Origin of the sequence: Roseomonas populi (genome assembly GCF_024594815.1) — a bacterium.
Lineage (GTDB): Bacteria > Pseudomonadota > Alphaproteobacteria > Acetobacterales > Acetobacteraceae > Roseomonas > Roseomonas populi.
The window spans coordinates 41,567-54,534 of the sequence record NZ_JANJOU010000011.1 but is presented as its reverse complement, the minus strand read 5'-3'; the positions used below and the strand labels follow the sequence as shown (position 1 = coordinate 54,534).

The following is a 12,968-nucleotide window of genomic DNA, read 5'->3' as shown; positions in this document are numbered from 1 at the left end:
CGGCGCCCCTACCCCGCCATTCCCCGCCGGGACAGCAACCCCGGCAGCAGCGAGGACGCCGCCCCGCCCCCCATCCCCATCGCCCGCCGCGCGAAGAATCCCTTCAGCCCGGGCATACGGTCCACCGCCGCGATCCCCAGCCGCCGCGCCACGCGCACAGGCGCGAAATCATTCCCGAACAGCCGCTCCAGCGCGTGGGTCGCCCCCAGCATCACCAGGGAATCCGGCCGCCGCGCCGCCTGGTAGGCCGCCAGCAGCGCCGGCCCGCCCACATCCTCGCCCCGCGCCTTCGCCGCCACCAGCAGCTCCGCCAGCGCCGCCACGTCCCGCAGCCCCACGTTCAGCCCCTGCCCCGCGATGGGATGGATGCCGTGCGCCGCATCCCCCACCAGCGCCAGCCGCGTGTCCGTGAACCGCATCGCCTGCAGCGCGGAGAGCGGATAGGACCACCGCCCCCCCACCAGCCGCACCCGACCCAGGTGGTCGCCCATCCGCCGCGTCACCTCCCGCGCGAAGGCCTCCGGCCCCATCGCCATGAAGTGCGGCGCCAGATCCGCCCGCTCCGACCACACGATGGCGGATGCGTGCGGGAACCCCTCCCGCGCCGCCTGCGCCCGCTCCCCCTCGCCCGCCGGATCGGCGTCCGAGAGCGGCAGCTGCGCGAAGGGCCCGTTCGGCAGGAAGGCCTCCAGCGCCCCGCCCCGGTGCGGCCGCTCATGCGCGATGGCGCAGACGATGGCGTGCGTCCGGTAGTCCAGCCGCGCCGCCCCGATCCCCGCCCCGCCCCGCAGGCTGCTGTTCCGCCCCTCGGCCGAGACCGCCAGCCGCGCCCGCACGACCCGCCCGTCGGACAGCCGCGCCACCACCCCCTCGGCCCGCCGCTCCAGCTCCGCCGTCATCGGCGCCAGCACCTCCAGGTTCGGCAGTGCCGCCAGCCGCGCGTTCAGCGCCACGCGCAGGGAACGCGCCTCCACCATCCAGCCGAAGGCCTCCTCCCCCGTCGCCCCGGCCCCCATCTCCTTCGCATCGAAGTGCAGGTGCAGGCGCGAAGGCCGCTCCCCCGGCCGCCCGTCGCTCACCCGGATTCCCGTGATCGCGCAGGGCTCCCCCGAAAGCTCCCTGGGGATCAGTGCCCACACCCCCGCCGCGTCCAGCAGCGTCCGGCTCCCCGCCGCGATGGCATAGGCCCGGCCATCGAAGGCCGGCAGCTCCATCGGCGGCAGCGCCTGCGCGTCCAGCACGGCAACGGAAAGCCCCGCCGTCGCCAGCGCAGCCGCCAGCGTCCCGCCAGCCGGCCCCGCCCCGATCACCAGCACGTCCAGCTCTGCATCCGCGGGTTCGGGGGTCGGCATCATCGGGTCTTCCTGCATCACGGCGCGGTGTTCTGCCCATGATTTGGGCAGCCCGCCAGCCCACGCAACCATCCCCCCGCGTGTCGCCGGCGTGTGTAACCGCATGGCACGCAACTCGCATTAAACCCCCCGCACAGCGGAGGAAGGGGGCCGCGAAACGATGAAACTGGTGATGGCTATCATCAAGCCGTTCAAGCTGGACGAGGTGCGCGAGGCGCTCACCCCGCTCGGCGTGCAGGGGCTGACCGTGACCGAGGTGAAGGGCTTCGGCCGCCAGAAGGGCCAGACCGAGATCTACCGCGGCGCGGAGTACCAGGTCTCCTTCCTCCCGAAGCTGAAGATCGAAGTGGCCGTCCCGTCCGAGCTGGTGGACGCCGTCGTGGAGGCGATCGCCACCACCGCCCGCACCGGCAAGATCGGCGACGGCAAGGTCTTCGTGCTGGACCTGGAGCGGGCGCTGCGCATCCGCACCGGCGAGACCGACGCGGGGGCCCTGTGAACACGATGCTGACGAACAAGGAAACGACGATGCGACCCAATTCGCGCGGCTGGCTGGGGATGGCCGCCGCCGCGGCCGTCCTGCTGGCCGGCTCCGCCCTGGCCCCCGCCATGGCGCAGGACGCGCCCGCCGCCGCCGAAGCGGCCGCGGAAGCCACGGTGAACGCGGGCGACACCGCCTGGATGCTCACCTCCACCGCCCTCGTCCTGATGATGACGATCCCGGGCCTCGCGCTCTTCTATGCCGGCATGGTCCGCAAGAAGAACGTGCTGGCCACGATGATGCAGTCCTTCTCCATCACCGCGATCGCGACGATCGTCTGGATGGTGATCGGCTACAGCCTCGCCTTCGGCGAGGGCGGCGCCTATGTCGGCGACCTCTCCAAGCTCCTGCTCCGCGGCGTGGCGGAGAACTGGGACAAGCCCTTCACCCTCGGCTCGGGTGACGCGGCGGTGGCCTTCACGGTCCCCGAGACGGTCTTCCTGATGTTCCAGATGACGTTTGCCATCATCACCCCGGCCCTCATCACCGGCGCCTTCGCGGACCGGATGAAGTACTCGGCCATGGTGCTCTTCACGATTCTCTGGCTGATCATCGTCTACGCCCCGATCGCCCACTGGGTCTGGCACCCGAACGGCTGGCTCTTCGCCCTCGGCGCGCTGGACTTCGCGGGCGGCACGGTGGTCCACATCAACGCGGGCGTGGCCGGCCTCGTCGCTGCCGTCGTCCTCGGCCGCCGCGTGGGCTACGGGCACGACAACATGTCGCCCTTCAACCTGGCCCTCGCCGTGATCGGCGCCTCCCTCCTCTGGGTGGGCTGGTTCGGCTTCAACGCGGGCTCCGCCGGTGCCGCCGGCGCGCGCGCGGGCATGGCCATGCTCGTCACGCAGGTGGCCGCCGCCGCCGCGGCCCTCGCCTGGGTGTTCGTTGAGTGGGCCGTGAAGGGCAAGCCCTCCGTCCTCGGCGCCATCTCCGGAGCCGTCGCCGGCCTCGTCGCCATCACCCCGGCCTCGGGCTTCGTCCTGCCCGTGCCCGCGCTGATCATCGGCGTGGTCGCCGGCCTCACCGGCTTCTGGGGCGCCACCGCCCTCAAGCACTGGTGCGGCTACGACGACAGCCTCGATGCCTTCGGCGTGCACGGCCTCTGCGGCATCGTCGGCGCCCTGCTGACGGGCGTATTCGCCTATGGCCCGCTCTCCGCCACCACCGCCCTGCCGGAAGGCACCTCGGGCAGCATGGCGCAGTTCATCATCCAGGCCGAGGCGACGGTCGCCACCTTCGTCTACACCGCGATCGCCAGCTGGATCCTGCTGAAGATCGTGGACGTCATCGTCGGCCTCCGCGTCACCGAGGAGGAGGAGCGCGAGGGCCTCGACGTCACCCTGCACGGCGAGCGCCTGGGCTGATCCGCCCGGCCATCCCCTGACCCGAAGGGCCCCGGCGGAGCGATCCGCCGGGGCCTTTCATTTTCTGTCCGGGAAGCAACACCCGCTCCATCCGCCGGTTAACCGCCCGATCCCCGCGAGGAGAGGTGCGCGTGAGCCTGGGCCTGATCGCATTGCTGGACGACGTGGCCGGCCTCGCCAAGGCCGCCGCCGCCTCGCTGGACGACGTGGCCGCCCAGGCGGCCCGCTCCGGCGCCAAGGCCGCGGGCGTCGTGATCGACGACGCCGCCGTCACCCCCCGCTACCTCACGGGCTTCAGCCCCAGCCGCGAGCTCCCCGTCGTCTGGCGCATCGCCCTCGGCTCTGTCCGCAACAAGCTCCTCTTCCTCCTCCCCGCGGCCCTCCTCCTCAGCGCCGTCGCCCCCTGGGCTATCACCCCGCTCCTCATGCTCGGCGGCGCCTATCTCTGCTACGAGGGCGCGGAGAAGATCTACGAGGCCCTGCACCCCCACGGCGCCCACGGCCCGGAGCACGTGACCGGCAAGGCCCCGCAAGACCCCCGCGCCTTCGAGGACGCGAAGGTCCAATCCGCCGTCCAGACCGACTTCATCCTCTCCGCCGAGATCATGGCCATCTCCCTCGCCAGCATCCCGGACGGCTCCTTCCTCTTCCGCGCCATCATCCTCGCCGCGGTCGGCCTGGCCCTCACCGCGCTCGTCTATGGCGGCGTCGGCCTGATCGTGAAGGCGGACGACGCCGGCCTTGCCCTCGCCCGCGCCGAGCGCCCGGTCACCGGCCCCTTCGGCCGCACCGGCCTCCCGACCGCCGCGGACCGCCTCCTCCGCCCCCTCACCCAGCTCGTCGGGCGCGGCCTGGTCCGCGGCATGCCCGTCTTCCTCCGCGTCCTCGCGGTCGTGGGCACCGCCGCCATGGTCTGGGTCGGCGGCGGCATCATCATCCACGGCCTGGAAGGCTTCGGCCTGCCCCAGCCCGCCCACCTCTCCGAAACCGCCTCCCACGCGGCGGCCGCTACCATCCCCGCCATCGGACCCTTCCTGGGCTGGCTCGCCGGCGCCGCCGTGTCTGGGATCTTCGGCCTGCTGCTCGGGGCGGTGCTGATCCCGGTCGTGGAGCATGGGATTGCCCCGCTTCTCCGGCGGGTGCGCGGGTAGCCCCAGGGGGAGAGAAGGAATTCTCTCCCCCCTGGACCCCCTCTCATCTTCTTCTTCAAGGCTGCCGCGGAAGGCTCGGCTGAAGGTACGCCGAGGCTCCATGACCCTCGGCGGCTGACATGGCGGTCGGGACCGTATCGAAGATCCTCTGGCGCCGCTTCCGATCACCGCATCCGCGGCAGCCCGATCGCTGGGGTCTGGGGACCCCCGTTGGGGTCCCCAGCGGAGGGGTCCGGGGAGGCGGCGCCTCCCTGGGGCACCCCGCGGCCACGGATCAGAAAAGCGGATTACCCGCCCTGCATCACCAGCCGCCGCACCGCCCGCTGCGCGTAGTGCCGCGACAACCCGGTATGGACCAGATGGTCCGCCCGCCGCCGCCGCAGCCGGTCCGGCACCTGGCGGGCCAGGATCGCCGCCAGCCGCTCCTCGTTCATGCCCTTCCGCCGCAGCACCCGCGCGCGCTGCGTCGCGGCGGGCGCGGTGACCACCACCACCCGGTCCACCCGCCGCTCCCCTCCGGTCTCGAACAGCAGCGGCACGTCCAGCACGGCCAGCCGCGCCCCGCGGCGGCGCGCGGCGGCCAGGAACCGGCGCTCCTCCCGGCGCACCAGGGGATGCACGATCGCCTCCAGCCGGTTCATCGCCGCGTCATGGCCCAGCACGGCGCGGCGCAGCGCCTCGCGGTCCACGGCCCGGCCGCGCGGCGTCTCGCGCGTGGTGCCGGGAAAGGCGGCCTCGATCGGGCGCACCGCCGCGCCGCCCGGCCCCTGCAGCCGGTGCACGGCGGCATCCGCGTCGAACACCGGCACGCCCAGGCGGCGAAAGGTCGTGGCGGCGGTGGACTTCCCCATGCCGATCCCGCCGGTCAGGCCCCAAACCTTCATACCCAAGCTTTTCATACACGGGCCTTCATACACGGGCCTTCATGCGGGATGCCGGGGGATGTCGGAGGCCACGAAGTCCCGCAGCTCCGGCGTCACCTCCGGCAGCACGCCGAACCAGGCCTCGAACCCCCGCCGCCCCTGGTGCAGCAGCATCCCCAGCCCGTCCACGGCCGCCAGCCCCCGCGCGCGGGCGGCGGCAAGAAGGGGCGTCTCCAGCGGCACGTAAACGATATCGGCCACCACCGCCCCGGCCGGCAGGGGCCCGAGATCGATCTGGAGCGGCGGCTGCCCCTGCATCCCCTGGCTGGTGGTGTTCACCAGCAGCGCGGCCCCTTCCAGCGGCGGCCCGGAGGCAACGTCCACCGGCGCGCCATGCGCCGACAGCTCCTGCGCCAGCGCCTCCGCCCGCGCCGGGCTGCGGTTGACGAGGGTCAGCCGCGGGCACCCGGCCGCCAACAGCGCGTGCGCCACCGCCCGCGCCCCGCCACCAGCCCCGAGCACAACTGCCGGCCCCGAATCCGCCCGGAAATCCGGCGCCTGCTCCCCCAGGCTCTGCAGGAACCCCCAGCCGTCGGTGTTCCAGCCCTCGATCCGCCCGTCCCCGTGAAAGACCAGCGTGTTCACCGCCCCGATCCGCCGCGCCTCCTCATCCACCAGGTCGCAGGCAGCGAAGGCGGCCTCCTTGTGCGGAATGGTCACGTTCGCCCCCCGGAACCCGAGCGAGGCCAGCGCGCGAATTCCGGCGGCGAACCCGCCGGGCTCCACCGGCAGCGGCACATAGGCCCCGTCGATCCCGTGCCGCTCCAGCCAGAAGCCGTGCAGCCGGGGGGAGCGGGAGTGGGAAACGGAATGGCCGAGAATGCCGGCCAGCCGGCTCTTTCCGGTCAGGGTGCGGGGCGCCTGCATCCCGCGGGCATAGCCCAGCCCCGTCCCGGGCGGCAGGGGGCGCAGGAACCCACGTCTCGGGGAATGCCACGGACCTGCCCAGCGGTCCCGGGTCACGGGACGAGAATGCACGCCAGGCGCCGATCCACATCGCGGCCATCCGGCCGCCCCCTCGTCAGGCCCGCCGCCACGCCCCGGCACGGCCGGCAATGTTCCGGTAGCGGCAACGGTTTGCGACGCTCCGGCAGCGGCAACCGATGGACGCCGCCGCTCCACGCCGTGAATCTTCAAGACGGCCGCAGCAAGCGGTCCTAACCTTTGTACACCAGCCGAGCGCCGAGCCGAATCTATCCTGGCCGAATCCGTGCATCGGGCGAACACGTCGGGGGAGTGCTCCATGGCAACCAACAAGTTCACGCTGCCCCGCCGCGCCCTGCTGGGCGGCGCACCCGCCCTCGCCGCCCTCTCCGCCTGCGCGCCAGAGATGCCGGAGAGAATGCCGGAGGAGGCGACCATGCGGCCGGCCGGGCATGATGCCGGCCCCGGCAAGCCGGTTGGCTTCGACAACCCCGTCGTCGACTGGATCGACCTCGCCTCCCGCCTCGGCGGCGCGCAGGAGACTCTGTGGCCCCGCACCAACACGGTCGCCCTGACCATGCGGGCCATGCACGACACGCTGAACGCCATCGAGCCCCGCTACCAGCGCTGGCTTCCCCGCACCCCGTCCGAGCCGTCCGGCGCCGGCGCCTCACCCCTCGTCGCGGTCTCCGCCGCCGCGCACACGATCCTCGTCAGCCGCGCCCCCCGCGCGGAGCCCGACGCGCTCCTCGCCGCCTGCGTGGCCCGGGAACCCTCCGGATCCGCCCGCGCCGCCGCGATCGCACTCGGCACCGCGGTCGGCACCGCCACCCTGGCGCGGGCCGGCGCCACCCCGCCAGAACGCCGGCGCTACGCCGTATCCGACAGAGAGGGCGTGTGGCGGTCCACCTCGCCCCGCGGCGACAACACCTACTTCTACCTCGACCCGCCCTTTCTCTTCCCCGACCGCAGCACCCTTTACGGCCCGCCGCCCCCCAGCCTGTCCTCCGCCCGCTACCGCGAAGTCGTGGAGGAGGTCCGCCGCATCGGCGGCACCGACTCCACGGTCCGCACCGCGGAGCAGGCCGAGGCCGCCCGCTTCTGGGTGCCGCAGCTCCTGCACCGCAACCTCATGATCGTGCTGCTCAGCCGCCTCGCCGCCCAGCCGCCCCGCGGCGGGCTGTGGGACACGGCCCGGATGGTCTCCATCCTCGCCACCGCAAACGCGGACGCGGACGTCTTCGCCTACGGCGCGAAGGCCAACTTCTCCTTCTGGCGCCCGGTCACCGCCATCAACCTCGGCAGCCCCGGCATCACCCCCGACCCGCAGTGGCGGCCCCTCCTCACGACGCCCTACCACCCCGACCATCCCTCAGGTCACAGCGTGGACATCACCGTCGGCACGCTCATCATCGCGGGGCTGCTCGGCGACGCCCCGCTCCGCTACCAGGCCCTCGACCGCGAGGGCCACCCGACGCGCGACTTCTCCAGCCTCGCCGCGGTGCGCCGCGAATGCTCCGACAGCCGGGTCTGGTGCGGCGCCCACTTCCGGACCGCCTGCGAGGAGGGAGAGCGGATCGGCGGCGCCGTCGCCGCCCGCGCGCTGACCCAGGTGCCGCCAGCAGCCTAGAGAGGTGTCCGCCCGGGAATTCCCGCCCCTGGAGAGCAAGGCAGGGGACGACCTCCCCCCCTGGCGCCAGGCCGCGAGGAATGCCACCAACCCCGGGAACGCGATCACGGACGGACATCCATGTCGAAGACCCTGCGGGTGGCGGTGCAGATGGACCCGATGGAAAGCATCGGGATCGAGGGCGACAGCACCTTCGCCCTGATGCTGGAGGCCCAGGCCCGCGGCCACGCCCTCTGGCACTACCACGTGCGCGACCTCGCCCTGCATGGCGGCCGCGTCACTGCCTGGGCCCACCCGGTGGAGGTGCGCCGCGTGAAGGGAGACCACTTCACCTTCGGCGAGCGCGTGGAGCTGGACCTCGGGAAGGATGCGGACGTGGTGCTCATGCGCCAGGACCCGCCCTTCGACATGGCCTACATCACCGCCACCCACATCCTGGAGCACATCCACCCGAAGACCCTGGTGGTGAACGACCCCGCCAGCGTCCGCAACGCGCCGGAAAAGCTCTTCGTCACCCACTTCCCGGATCTGATGCCGGAGACGCTGGTCACCGCGGACCGCACGCAGATCATGCGCTTCCGCGAGAAGCACGGCGACATCATCGTCAAGCCGCTCTTCGGCAACGGCGGCGCCGGCGTCTTCCACCTGCGCCCCGACGACTCCAACCTGAACTCCCTGATCGAGATGTTCACCGAGCGCTCCCGCGAGCCGCTAGTGATCCAGAAATACGTCCCCGCCGTGCGCCAGGGCGACAAGCGCATCATCCTCGTGGACGGCGTGGCCATGGGCGCCATCAACCGCGTCCCCGCGGAGGGCGAGGCCCGCTCCAACATGCATGTCGGCGGCAAGGCCGTGCAGACGACGCTGACCGACCGCGAGAAGGAAATCTGCGCCGCCATCGGCCCGGAGCTGAAGGCCCGCGGTATGATCTTCGTCGGCATCGACGTGATCGGCGGCTACCTCACCGAAATCAACGTCACCTCCCCCACGGGCCTGCAGGAGGTCGCCCGCTTCGACGGCGTCCACCTGGAGAAGGCCATCTGGGACGCGATCGAGGCGAAGCGCTGAGCGGCCCCAGGGGGAGGGAGAAGGAATTCTCCCTCCCCCTGGAACCCCCACCCTCATCTTCTTCTAGGGGGCTGCCGCAGAACGCGGAGCTTGCGGTTCGCCGAGCGGCGATGCCGCTCGGCGCGGGACAACGCAGCCCGCGCCGCCGCCGAGTCAAAAAGCCGCTTCGCGAAACACCCCCACATACCGCGGCAGCCCCGAAGAAGATGATGGGGGTCCAGGGGGAAGGATTCCTTCTTCCCCTTGGCGGGGGCCTCGGGGGCGGAGCCCCCGCCTACTCCACCGGCTCCAGCAACGCCGCGATCCGATCCAGCCCCGCATCCCGCACCCCCAACTCCCGCAGATGCGCGACCGTGTTGAGCAGGTAGTCCCGGTTCGGCCCCATCACCCCGTGCCCGCGCGCGATCGCCGCCGCCGCCGCATCCGGCTCCAGCGCCCCGCAATAGGACCCCGCCCGCCGGTCCGCCACGAAGGTCACCGCCCGCCTCACCCCGCCCCCGTCGAGCAGCCGCACCGGCAGAAGGCGCCGGTGGTACACGTCCCCCGACATCTCCCGCTCGTTCAGGTAGGCCAGCACCTCCGCCGCGCGCGGCGCCGCCACGCGGAACACCAGCCCGCGGCAGGATCCGCCCCGGTCCAGCCCCAGCACCAGCCCCGGCACCTCCGGCGTGCCGCGATAGCTGCGGGACCAGATGCAGAAGCGCCGGTGGAACCCCCGCAGCAGCGCCGGATGGGCCGAATCGAAGTCGAATCCGGGCTTCCAGATCAGGGACCCGTAGCCGAACACGTAGAGCGAGCCGTCCGGGTCCAGCAGCGGGGCAGGGTCGAGGTCGGCGGGGTCCAGCGGGGCGGTGCTCATGGTCTCGGCCATGCAAGATAGGGGCAGGCCGCCCCCGATCCAGCCCGGATAATGGGGTGGGCTGTGCAAGCCCCCCCGCAGCGGGCCATATCCCCGTCCGTGAGCGACACCCGCACGCCCCCTTCCTCCTCTGTGGCCCTCCCCTGGCTGCGCCCCAGATGGCTCCTCCTCTTCGCCGGCCTGCTCCTCGTGCTGCTGGCTGTGGCCCATACCCTGCTCTGGCACGCCATGGCCGGCCGCCTGCAGGCCGGCTACGACGCCTGGGCGGCCTCCCGCCGCGCCCAGGGCTGGCGGGTGGAGCACGCGCCTCCCATCCGCGGCGGCTGGCCCCTCTCCGCCACCCTCCGCCTTCGCGAGTTCCACCTCGCCGGCGGCAACGCCACCCTGCCCGGCGGCCTGGACTGGACCGCCCCCGTCGTCACCCTGCGCGTCGCCATGCACCGCCTGGGGGAACTGCGGGTCACCTCCGGCGGCCCCCAGCGCCTGCGCCTCGGCGCCACGGAAATCCCCTTCGCCGCGGACCGCCTGACCGCCAGCCTGCCCCTCCAGGCCAACGTCCTCCCCCGCGGCGGCGAGTTCGAGACCAGCCGCCTCCGGATCGGCACCGCCGCCGGCGGCATCGACATCGGCAGCGCCCGCCTCTCCCTCGACAGCCGCATGACCGCGATCGAGGGCGAGCCCGCCATCAGCCTGGAAGGGGAGGCGGAGAACGTCACCCTTCCCGCCGCCACCCCCCTCGGCCGGCAACTCCAGGAGGTGCGGATCGACGCCGCCCTCACCGGCCCCCTCCCCGGCGGCCGCAACCCCACCAACCGCGCCGCCACCTGGCGCGACGCCGGCGGCACGCTGGAACTGCGCCGGCTGGAGCTGCGCCTCGGCCCCGCCACGGCCCAGGCCACCGCCACGCTCGCCCTGGACGACGCGCTCCAGCCCATGGGCGCCGGCACGCTGAAGCTCACCGGCGCGGAGGCAGTGCTGGATTCCCTCGCCAGCGCCGGCCTCGTCACCCCGCGCAACGCCGCCCTGGCCCGCCGCGTGGTCACCGCCCTCGCCCGCCCCCCGGCCGAGGGCGAACCGCCCCAGATCGAGGTTCCCCTGACCCTGGAGCGCCAGGGCCTCGCCGTGGCCCGAATCCCCGTGGCCCGCCTGCCCCCCGTGATCTGGCCGGGGCCAGTGGAGGGAAGCGGCCCAGGGCCGTGAAAAGGGGGCCGTGAAAAGGGGGCCGCGAGAAGGGCGGCCGTGAAGGAGGGGCTGAGGGGCCGGGGCCTGAGAAGGAGGACCATCCTCCCCGGGCGCGGCAGCGGCCGCTCAGATCAGGCTGAGTTCCGTCAGCGTCATGGTGAAGGGTGTCACCGGGCAGAACACGATCACCCGGCAGCCCTGCAGGCCCTCCCAGGCGGCCGCACCGGGCGGCCCGACGAATTCCACCGCGTGGAAGCTCGGCTGCGGCCCCAGCTCGATGGGCTTGCCCGGCAGGTCCACGCTGGCACCGCCCGGCCCGGTGCAGCGCAGCAGGCAGGTCAGGCCGACTGCCTCCGCGGCGCTGCCACGCAACAGCAGCGTCGCCCGCTGCTTCTCCCGCAGGGCGCTGGAATCCCACTCCATCTCCAGCGTCACCCAGCCGCTGCTCGTGCGCTGCCTTAGGGCGATCTCCAGCCCGCGGGCAGGATCGGAGCGGAGATGCAGGTCCGGCTTGGCCCCCTGCCGGAAGCCGATGGTCAGCCCCGGGGCGATCTCCTCATAGGGCTGGGCCAGGGGCTGCGGCCCGAGCCGCTCCGGCGAGGCGGCGATAGCCCTCACATAATCCGGGGATGTGGCGCTGACGCGATTCCCTACCACGGCCAGTTCGCGCTTCAGCGCCAGGACCGTGTCCAGCAGCTCGTCCACCCGCTCGGCAATACGCTGAGCCATGGGCATGCTCCGTCAATGTGCAGCGCAACATCATGGATACGAGAGACGAATCACAAGTTAAATCCTCAGGCTCTGACAGGGCCGATGGGCTACTCCCGTCGCCCGGGTAACACCGTTCCGCCACATTCGCGCGTCGGGACGTGAAAGAGGGGCGTATGCAACTGCTGGCACTGGACGCAGCCCTGGGGCGCGCTTCCGCAGCGATATGGGCCGGCGGCGAGGCCCTGGCCGAGGCCGTGCGGGAGGGTGCGCGCGGCCAGCCCGCCGCTCTCCCGGCCCTGGCCGCTTCGGTCCTGCAAGGGGCCGGCGCGGCGCGGCCGGAGGCGGTCGCGGTGTGCATCGGGCCCGGGGGATTCACGGGGCTCCGCGCGGCCATCGCGCTGGGGCGCGGCCTGGCGGATGGCTGGGGCGTGCCCCTGCTCGGCGTAACGACGGGCGAAGCCCTGGCGGCCGCCCTGCCCCCCTGGCAGGCGGCGGGCCGGGCGGTGTGGTCGGTGACCGTGGCCGGGCGCGGCGGGCTGGTGCTGGAACGGCCGGAGGAGCCCCCGGCCCTGCTGGAGGAGGCCGCCCTACCCCTGCCGCCCGGGCCCGTCGTGCTGGTGGGGGATGCCGCGCCGCAGGCCGCCGCGCGCCTGCGGGCGCGGGGGGCGGATGCGCTGCTCTCCGAGGCGCGGATGCCGCTGGCCCGCTTCGTGGCCGCCGCCGCCGCGCGCCGCCTAGCGCAGGGCGCCCCGCCGAGACCGGCGGCGCCGCTCTACGCCGAGCCGCTGGCCCTTCGCGCGCCGGCCCCCATTGCCTGAGACTGCCCCCCTCGCGGCCGCGACGGAGGCCGACATCCCGGCCCTCGCCGCCCTGCACGCCGAGGCCTTCCCGCCCGACGAGCGGTGGGGGGCCACCGCCATCACCACCATGCTGCGGCTGGAGGGCGGCTTCGGATTTCTGGCGGAAGGGGCGGGCTTCATCCTGGCCCGCGCCGTGGCGGGGGAGGCGGAGATCCTCACCCTGGCCGTGCGCCCCACCGCCCGCCGGCAGGGCCTGGGCGCCCGCCTGCTGGAGGCGGCGGTGGCGGAGGCCGCGCGGCGCGGCGCGTCGGCGCTGTTCCTGGAGGTGTCGGAGGCGAACGGCCCCGCCCGCGCCCTCTATGCCCGGGCCGGGGCGGCCGAGGTCGGGCGGCGGCGGCGCTACTACGCGGACGGCACGGACGCGCTGGTGCTGCGGATCGGGCCGGAAGGCTGAAGCGGGGGC

General features: G+C 73.4%; 13 protein-coding genes. 8 read left to right on the top strand and 5 right to left on the bottom strand.

Annotated elements, in window-relative coordinates:
- Positions 1-8: 8 nt before the first annotated feature.
- The gene (locus tag NRP21_RS14830) at positions 9-1,355 is read right to left on the bottom strand and encodes an FAD-dependent monooxygenase (RefSeq protein ID WP_257716992.1); all 1,347 of its coding nucleotides are present in this window, start codon (positions 1,353-1,355) and stop codon (positions 9-11) included.
- A gap of 157 nt (positions 1,356-1,512) precedes the next feature.
- Between NRP21_RS14830 and NRP21_RS14825 the strand changes: the two genes are divergently transcribed.
- The 3 genes from NRP21_RS14825 to NRP21_RS14815 all read left to right on the top strand — a co-directional run bounded on the left by NRP21_RS14825 (position 1,513) and on the right by NRP21_RS14815 (position 4,408).
- The gene (locus NRP21_RS14825; protein ID WP_209375727.1) at positions 1,513-1,851 is read left to right on the top strand and encodes a P-II family nitrogen regulator; all 339 of its coding nucleotides are present in this window, start codon (positions 1,513-1,515) and stop codon (positions 1,849-1,851) included.
- A 29-nt stretch (positions 1,852-1,880) separates the two neighbouring features.
- Positions 1,881-3,257 (top strand): ammonium transporter, encoded by a 1,377-nt coding sequence (locus NRP21_RS14820; RefSeq protein WP_408639629.1) that lies wholly within the window; start codon positions 1,881-1,883, stop codon positions 3,255-3,257.
- Between the two features lie 131 nt (positions 3,258-3,388).
- Positions 3,389-4,408, top strand: coding sequence for a DUF808 domain-containing protein (locus tag NRP21_RS14815; RefSeq protein ID WP_257716991.1), 1,020 nt, complete (start codon positions 3,389-3,391; stop codon positions 4,406-4,408).
- Positions 4,409-4,695: 287 nt separating this feature from the next.
- On the opposite strand, the gene coaE is transcribed toward NRP21_RS14815, so the two are convergent.
- Both coaE and NRP21_RS14805 read right to left on the bottom strand, forming a co-directional pair.
- On the bottom strand, positions 4,696-5,292 hold the full coding sequence (coaE, locus tag NRP21_RS14810) for a dephospho-CoA kinase (RefSeq protein ID WP_257716990.1): 597 nt from the start codon (positions 5,290-5,292) through the stop codon (positions 4,696-4,698).
- A gap of 39 nt (positions 5,293-5,331) precedes the next feature.
- A complete protein-coding gene (locus NRP21_RS14805) occupies positions 5,332-6,198 on the bottom strand; it encodes a shikimate dehydrogenase (RefSeq protein ID WP_257716989.1) in 867 nt (288 codons plus the stop codon).
- A gap of 376 nt (positions 6,199-6,574) precedes the next feature.
- Between NRP21_RS14805 and NRP21_RS14800 the strand changes: the two genes are divergently transcribed.
- Complete coding sequence (locus tag NRP21_RS14800) at positions 6,575-7,885, top strand: vanadium-dependent haloperoxidase (protein ID WP_257716988.1); 1,311 nt, start codon at positions 6,575-6,577, stop codon at positions 7,883-7,885.
- 120 nt (positions 7,886-8,005) lie between these two features.
- On the top strand, positions 8,006-8,953 hold the full coding sequence (gene gshB / locus NRP21_RS14795; protein WP_257716987.1) for a glutathione synthase: 948 nt from the start codon (positions 8,006-8,008) through the stop codon (positions 8,951-8,953).
- A gap of 274 nt (positions 8,954-9,227) precedes the next feature.
- Here the strand turns inward: gshB and NRP21_RS14790 are convergent, their stop codons facing one another.
- Positions 9,228-9,812, bottom strand: a complete 585-nt coding sequence (locus tag NRP21_RS14790) for a gamma-glutamylcyclotransferase (protein WP_257716986.1) — start codon at positions 9,810-9,812, stop codon at positions 9,228-9,230.
- A gap of 99 nt (positions 9,813-9,911) precedes the next feature.
- Between NRP21_RS14790 and NRP21_RS14785 the strand changes: the two genes are divergently transcribed.
- The gene (locus NRP21_RS14785) at positions 9,912-11,012 is read left to right on the top strand and encodes a DUF2125 domain-containing protein (protein ID WP_257716985.1); all 1,101 of its coding nucleotides are present in this window, start codon (positions 9,912-9,914) and stop codon (positions 11,010-11,012) included.
- A 108-nt stretch (positions 11,013-11,120) separates the two neighbouring features.
- Here the strand turns inward: NRP21_RS14785 and NRP21_RS14780 are convergent, their stop codons facing one another.
- Positions 11,121-11,723: a hypothetical protein gene (locus tag NRP21_RS14780; protein ID WP_257716984.1), complete on the bottom strand. Its 603-nt coding sequence runs from the start codon at positions 11,721-11,723 to the stop codon at positions 11,121-11,123.
- A gap of 155 nt (positions 11,724-11,878) precedes the next feature.
- Between NRP21_RS14780 and tsaB the strand changes: the two genes are divergently transcribed.
- Both tsaB and NRP21_RS14770 read left to right on the top strand, forming a co-directional pair.
- On the top strand, positions 11,879-12,523 hold the full coding sequence (tsaB, locus tag NRP21_RS14775) for a tRNA (adenosine(37)-N6)-threonylcarbamoyltransferase complex dimerization subunit type 1 TsaB (protein WP_257716983.1): 645 nt from the start codon (positions 11,879-11,881) through the stop codon (positions 12,521-12,523).
- Entirely contained in the window at positions 12,516-12,959 is a 444-nt protein-coding gene (locus NRP21_RS14770; RefSeq protein WP_257716982.1) for a GNAT family N-acetyltransferase, read from the top strand. The genes tsaB and NRP21_RS14770 overlap by 8 nt, the downstream gene beginning before the upstream one ends.
- Positions 12,960-12,968 lie beyond the last annotated feature (9 nt).

Bases quoted from the DNA above. Each gene is read 5' to 3' on its own strand.
- NRP21_RS14830 (WP_257716992.1), bottom strand. From the start codon at position 1,355: ATGATGCCGACCCCCGAACCCGCGGATGCAGAGCTGGACGTGCTGGTG.
- NRP21_RS14790 (WP_257716986.1), bottom strand. From the start codon at position 9,812: ATGAGCACCGCCCCGCTGGACCCCGCCGACCTCGACCCTGCCCCGCTG.
- NRP21_RS14825 (WP_209375727.1), top strand. From the start codon at position 1,513: ATGAAACTGGTGATGGCTATCATCAAGCCGTTCAAGCTGGACGAGGTG.
- coaE (WP_257716990.1), bottom strand. From the start codon at position 5,292: ATGAAGGTTTGGGGCCTGACCGGCGGGATCGGCATGGGGAAGTCCACC.
- tsaB (WP_257716983.1), top strand. From the start codon at position 11,879: ATGCAACTGCTGGCACTGGACGCAGCCCTGGGGCGCGCTTCCGCAGCG.
- NRP21_RS14820 (WP_408639629.1), top strand. From the start codon at position 1,881: ATGCGACCCAATTCGCGCGGCTGGCTGGGGATGGCCGCCGCCGCGGCC.
- NRP21_RS14805 (WP_257716989.1), bottom strand. From the start codon at position 6,198: ATGCAGGCGCCCCGCACCCTGACCGGAAAGAGCCGGCTGGCCGGCATT.
- NRP21_RS14780 (WP_257716984.1), bottom strand. From the start codon at position 11,723: ATGGCTCAGCGTATTGCCGAGCGGGTGGACGAGCTGCTGGACACGGTC.
- gshB (WP_257716987.1), top strand. From the start codon at position 8,006: ATGTCGAAGACCCTGCGGGTGGCGGTGCAGATGGACCCGATGGAAAGC.
- NRP21_RS14800 (WP_257716988.1), top strand. From the start codon at position 6,575: ATGGCAACCAACAAGTTCACGCTGCCCCGCCGCGCCCTGCTGGGCGGC.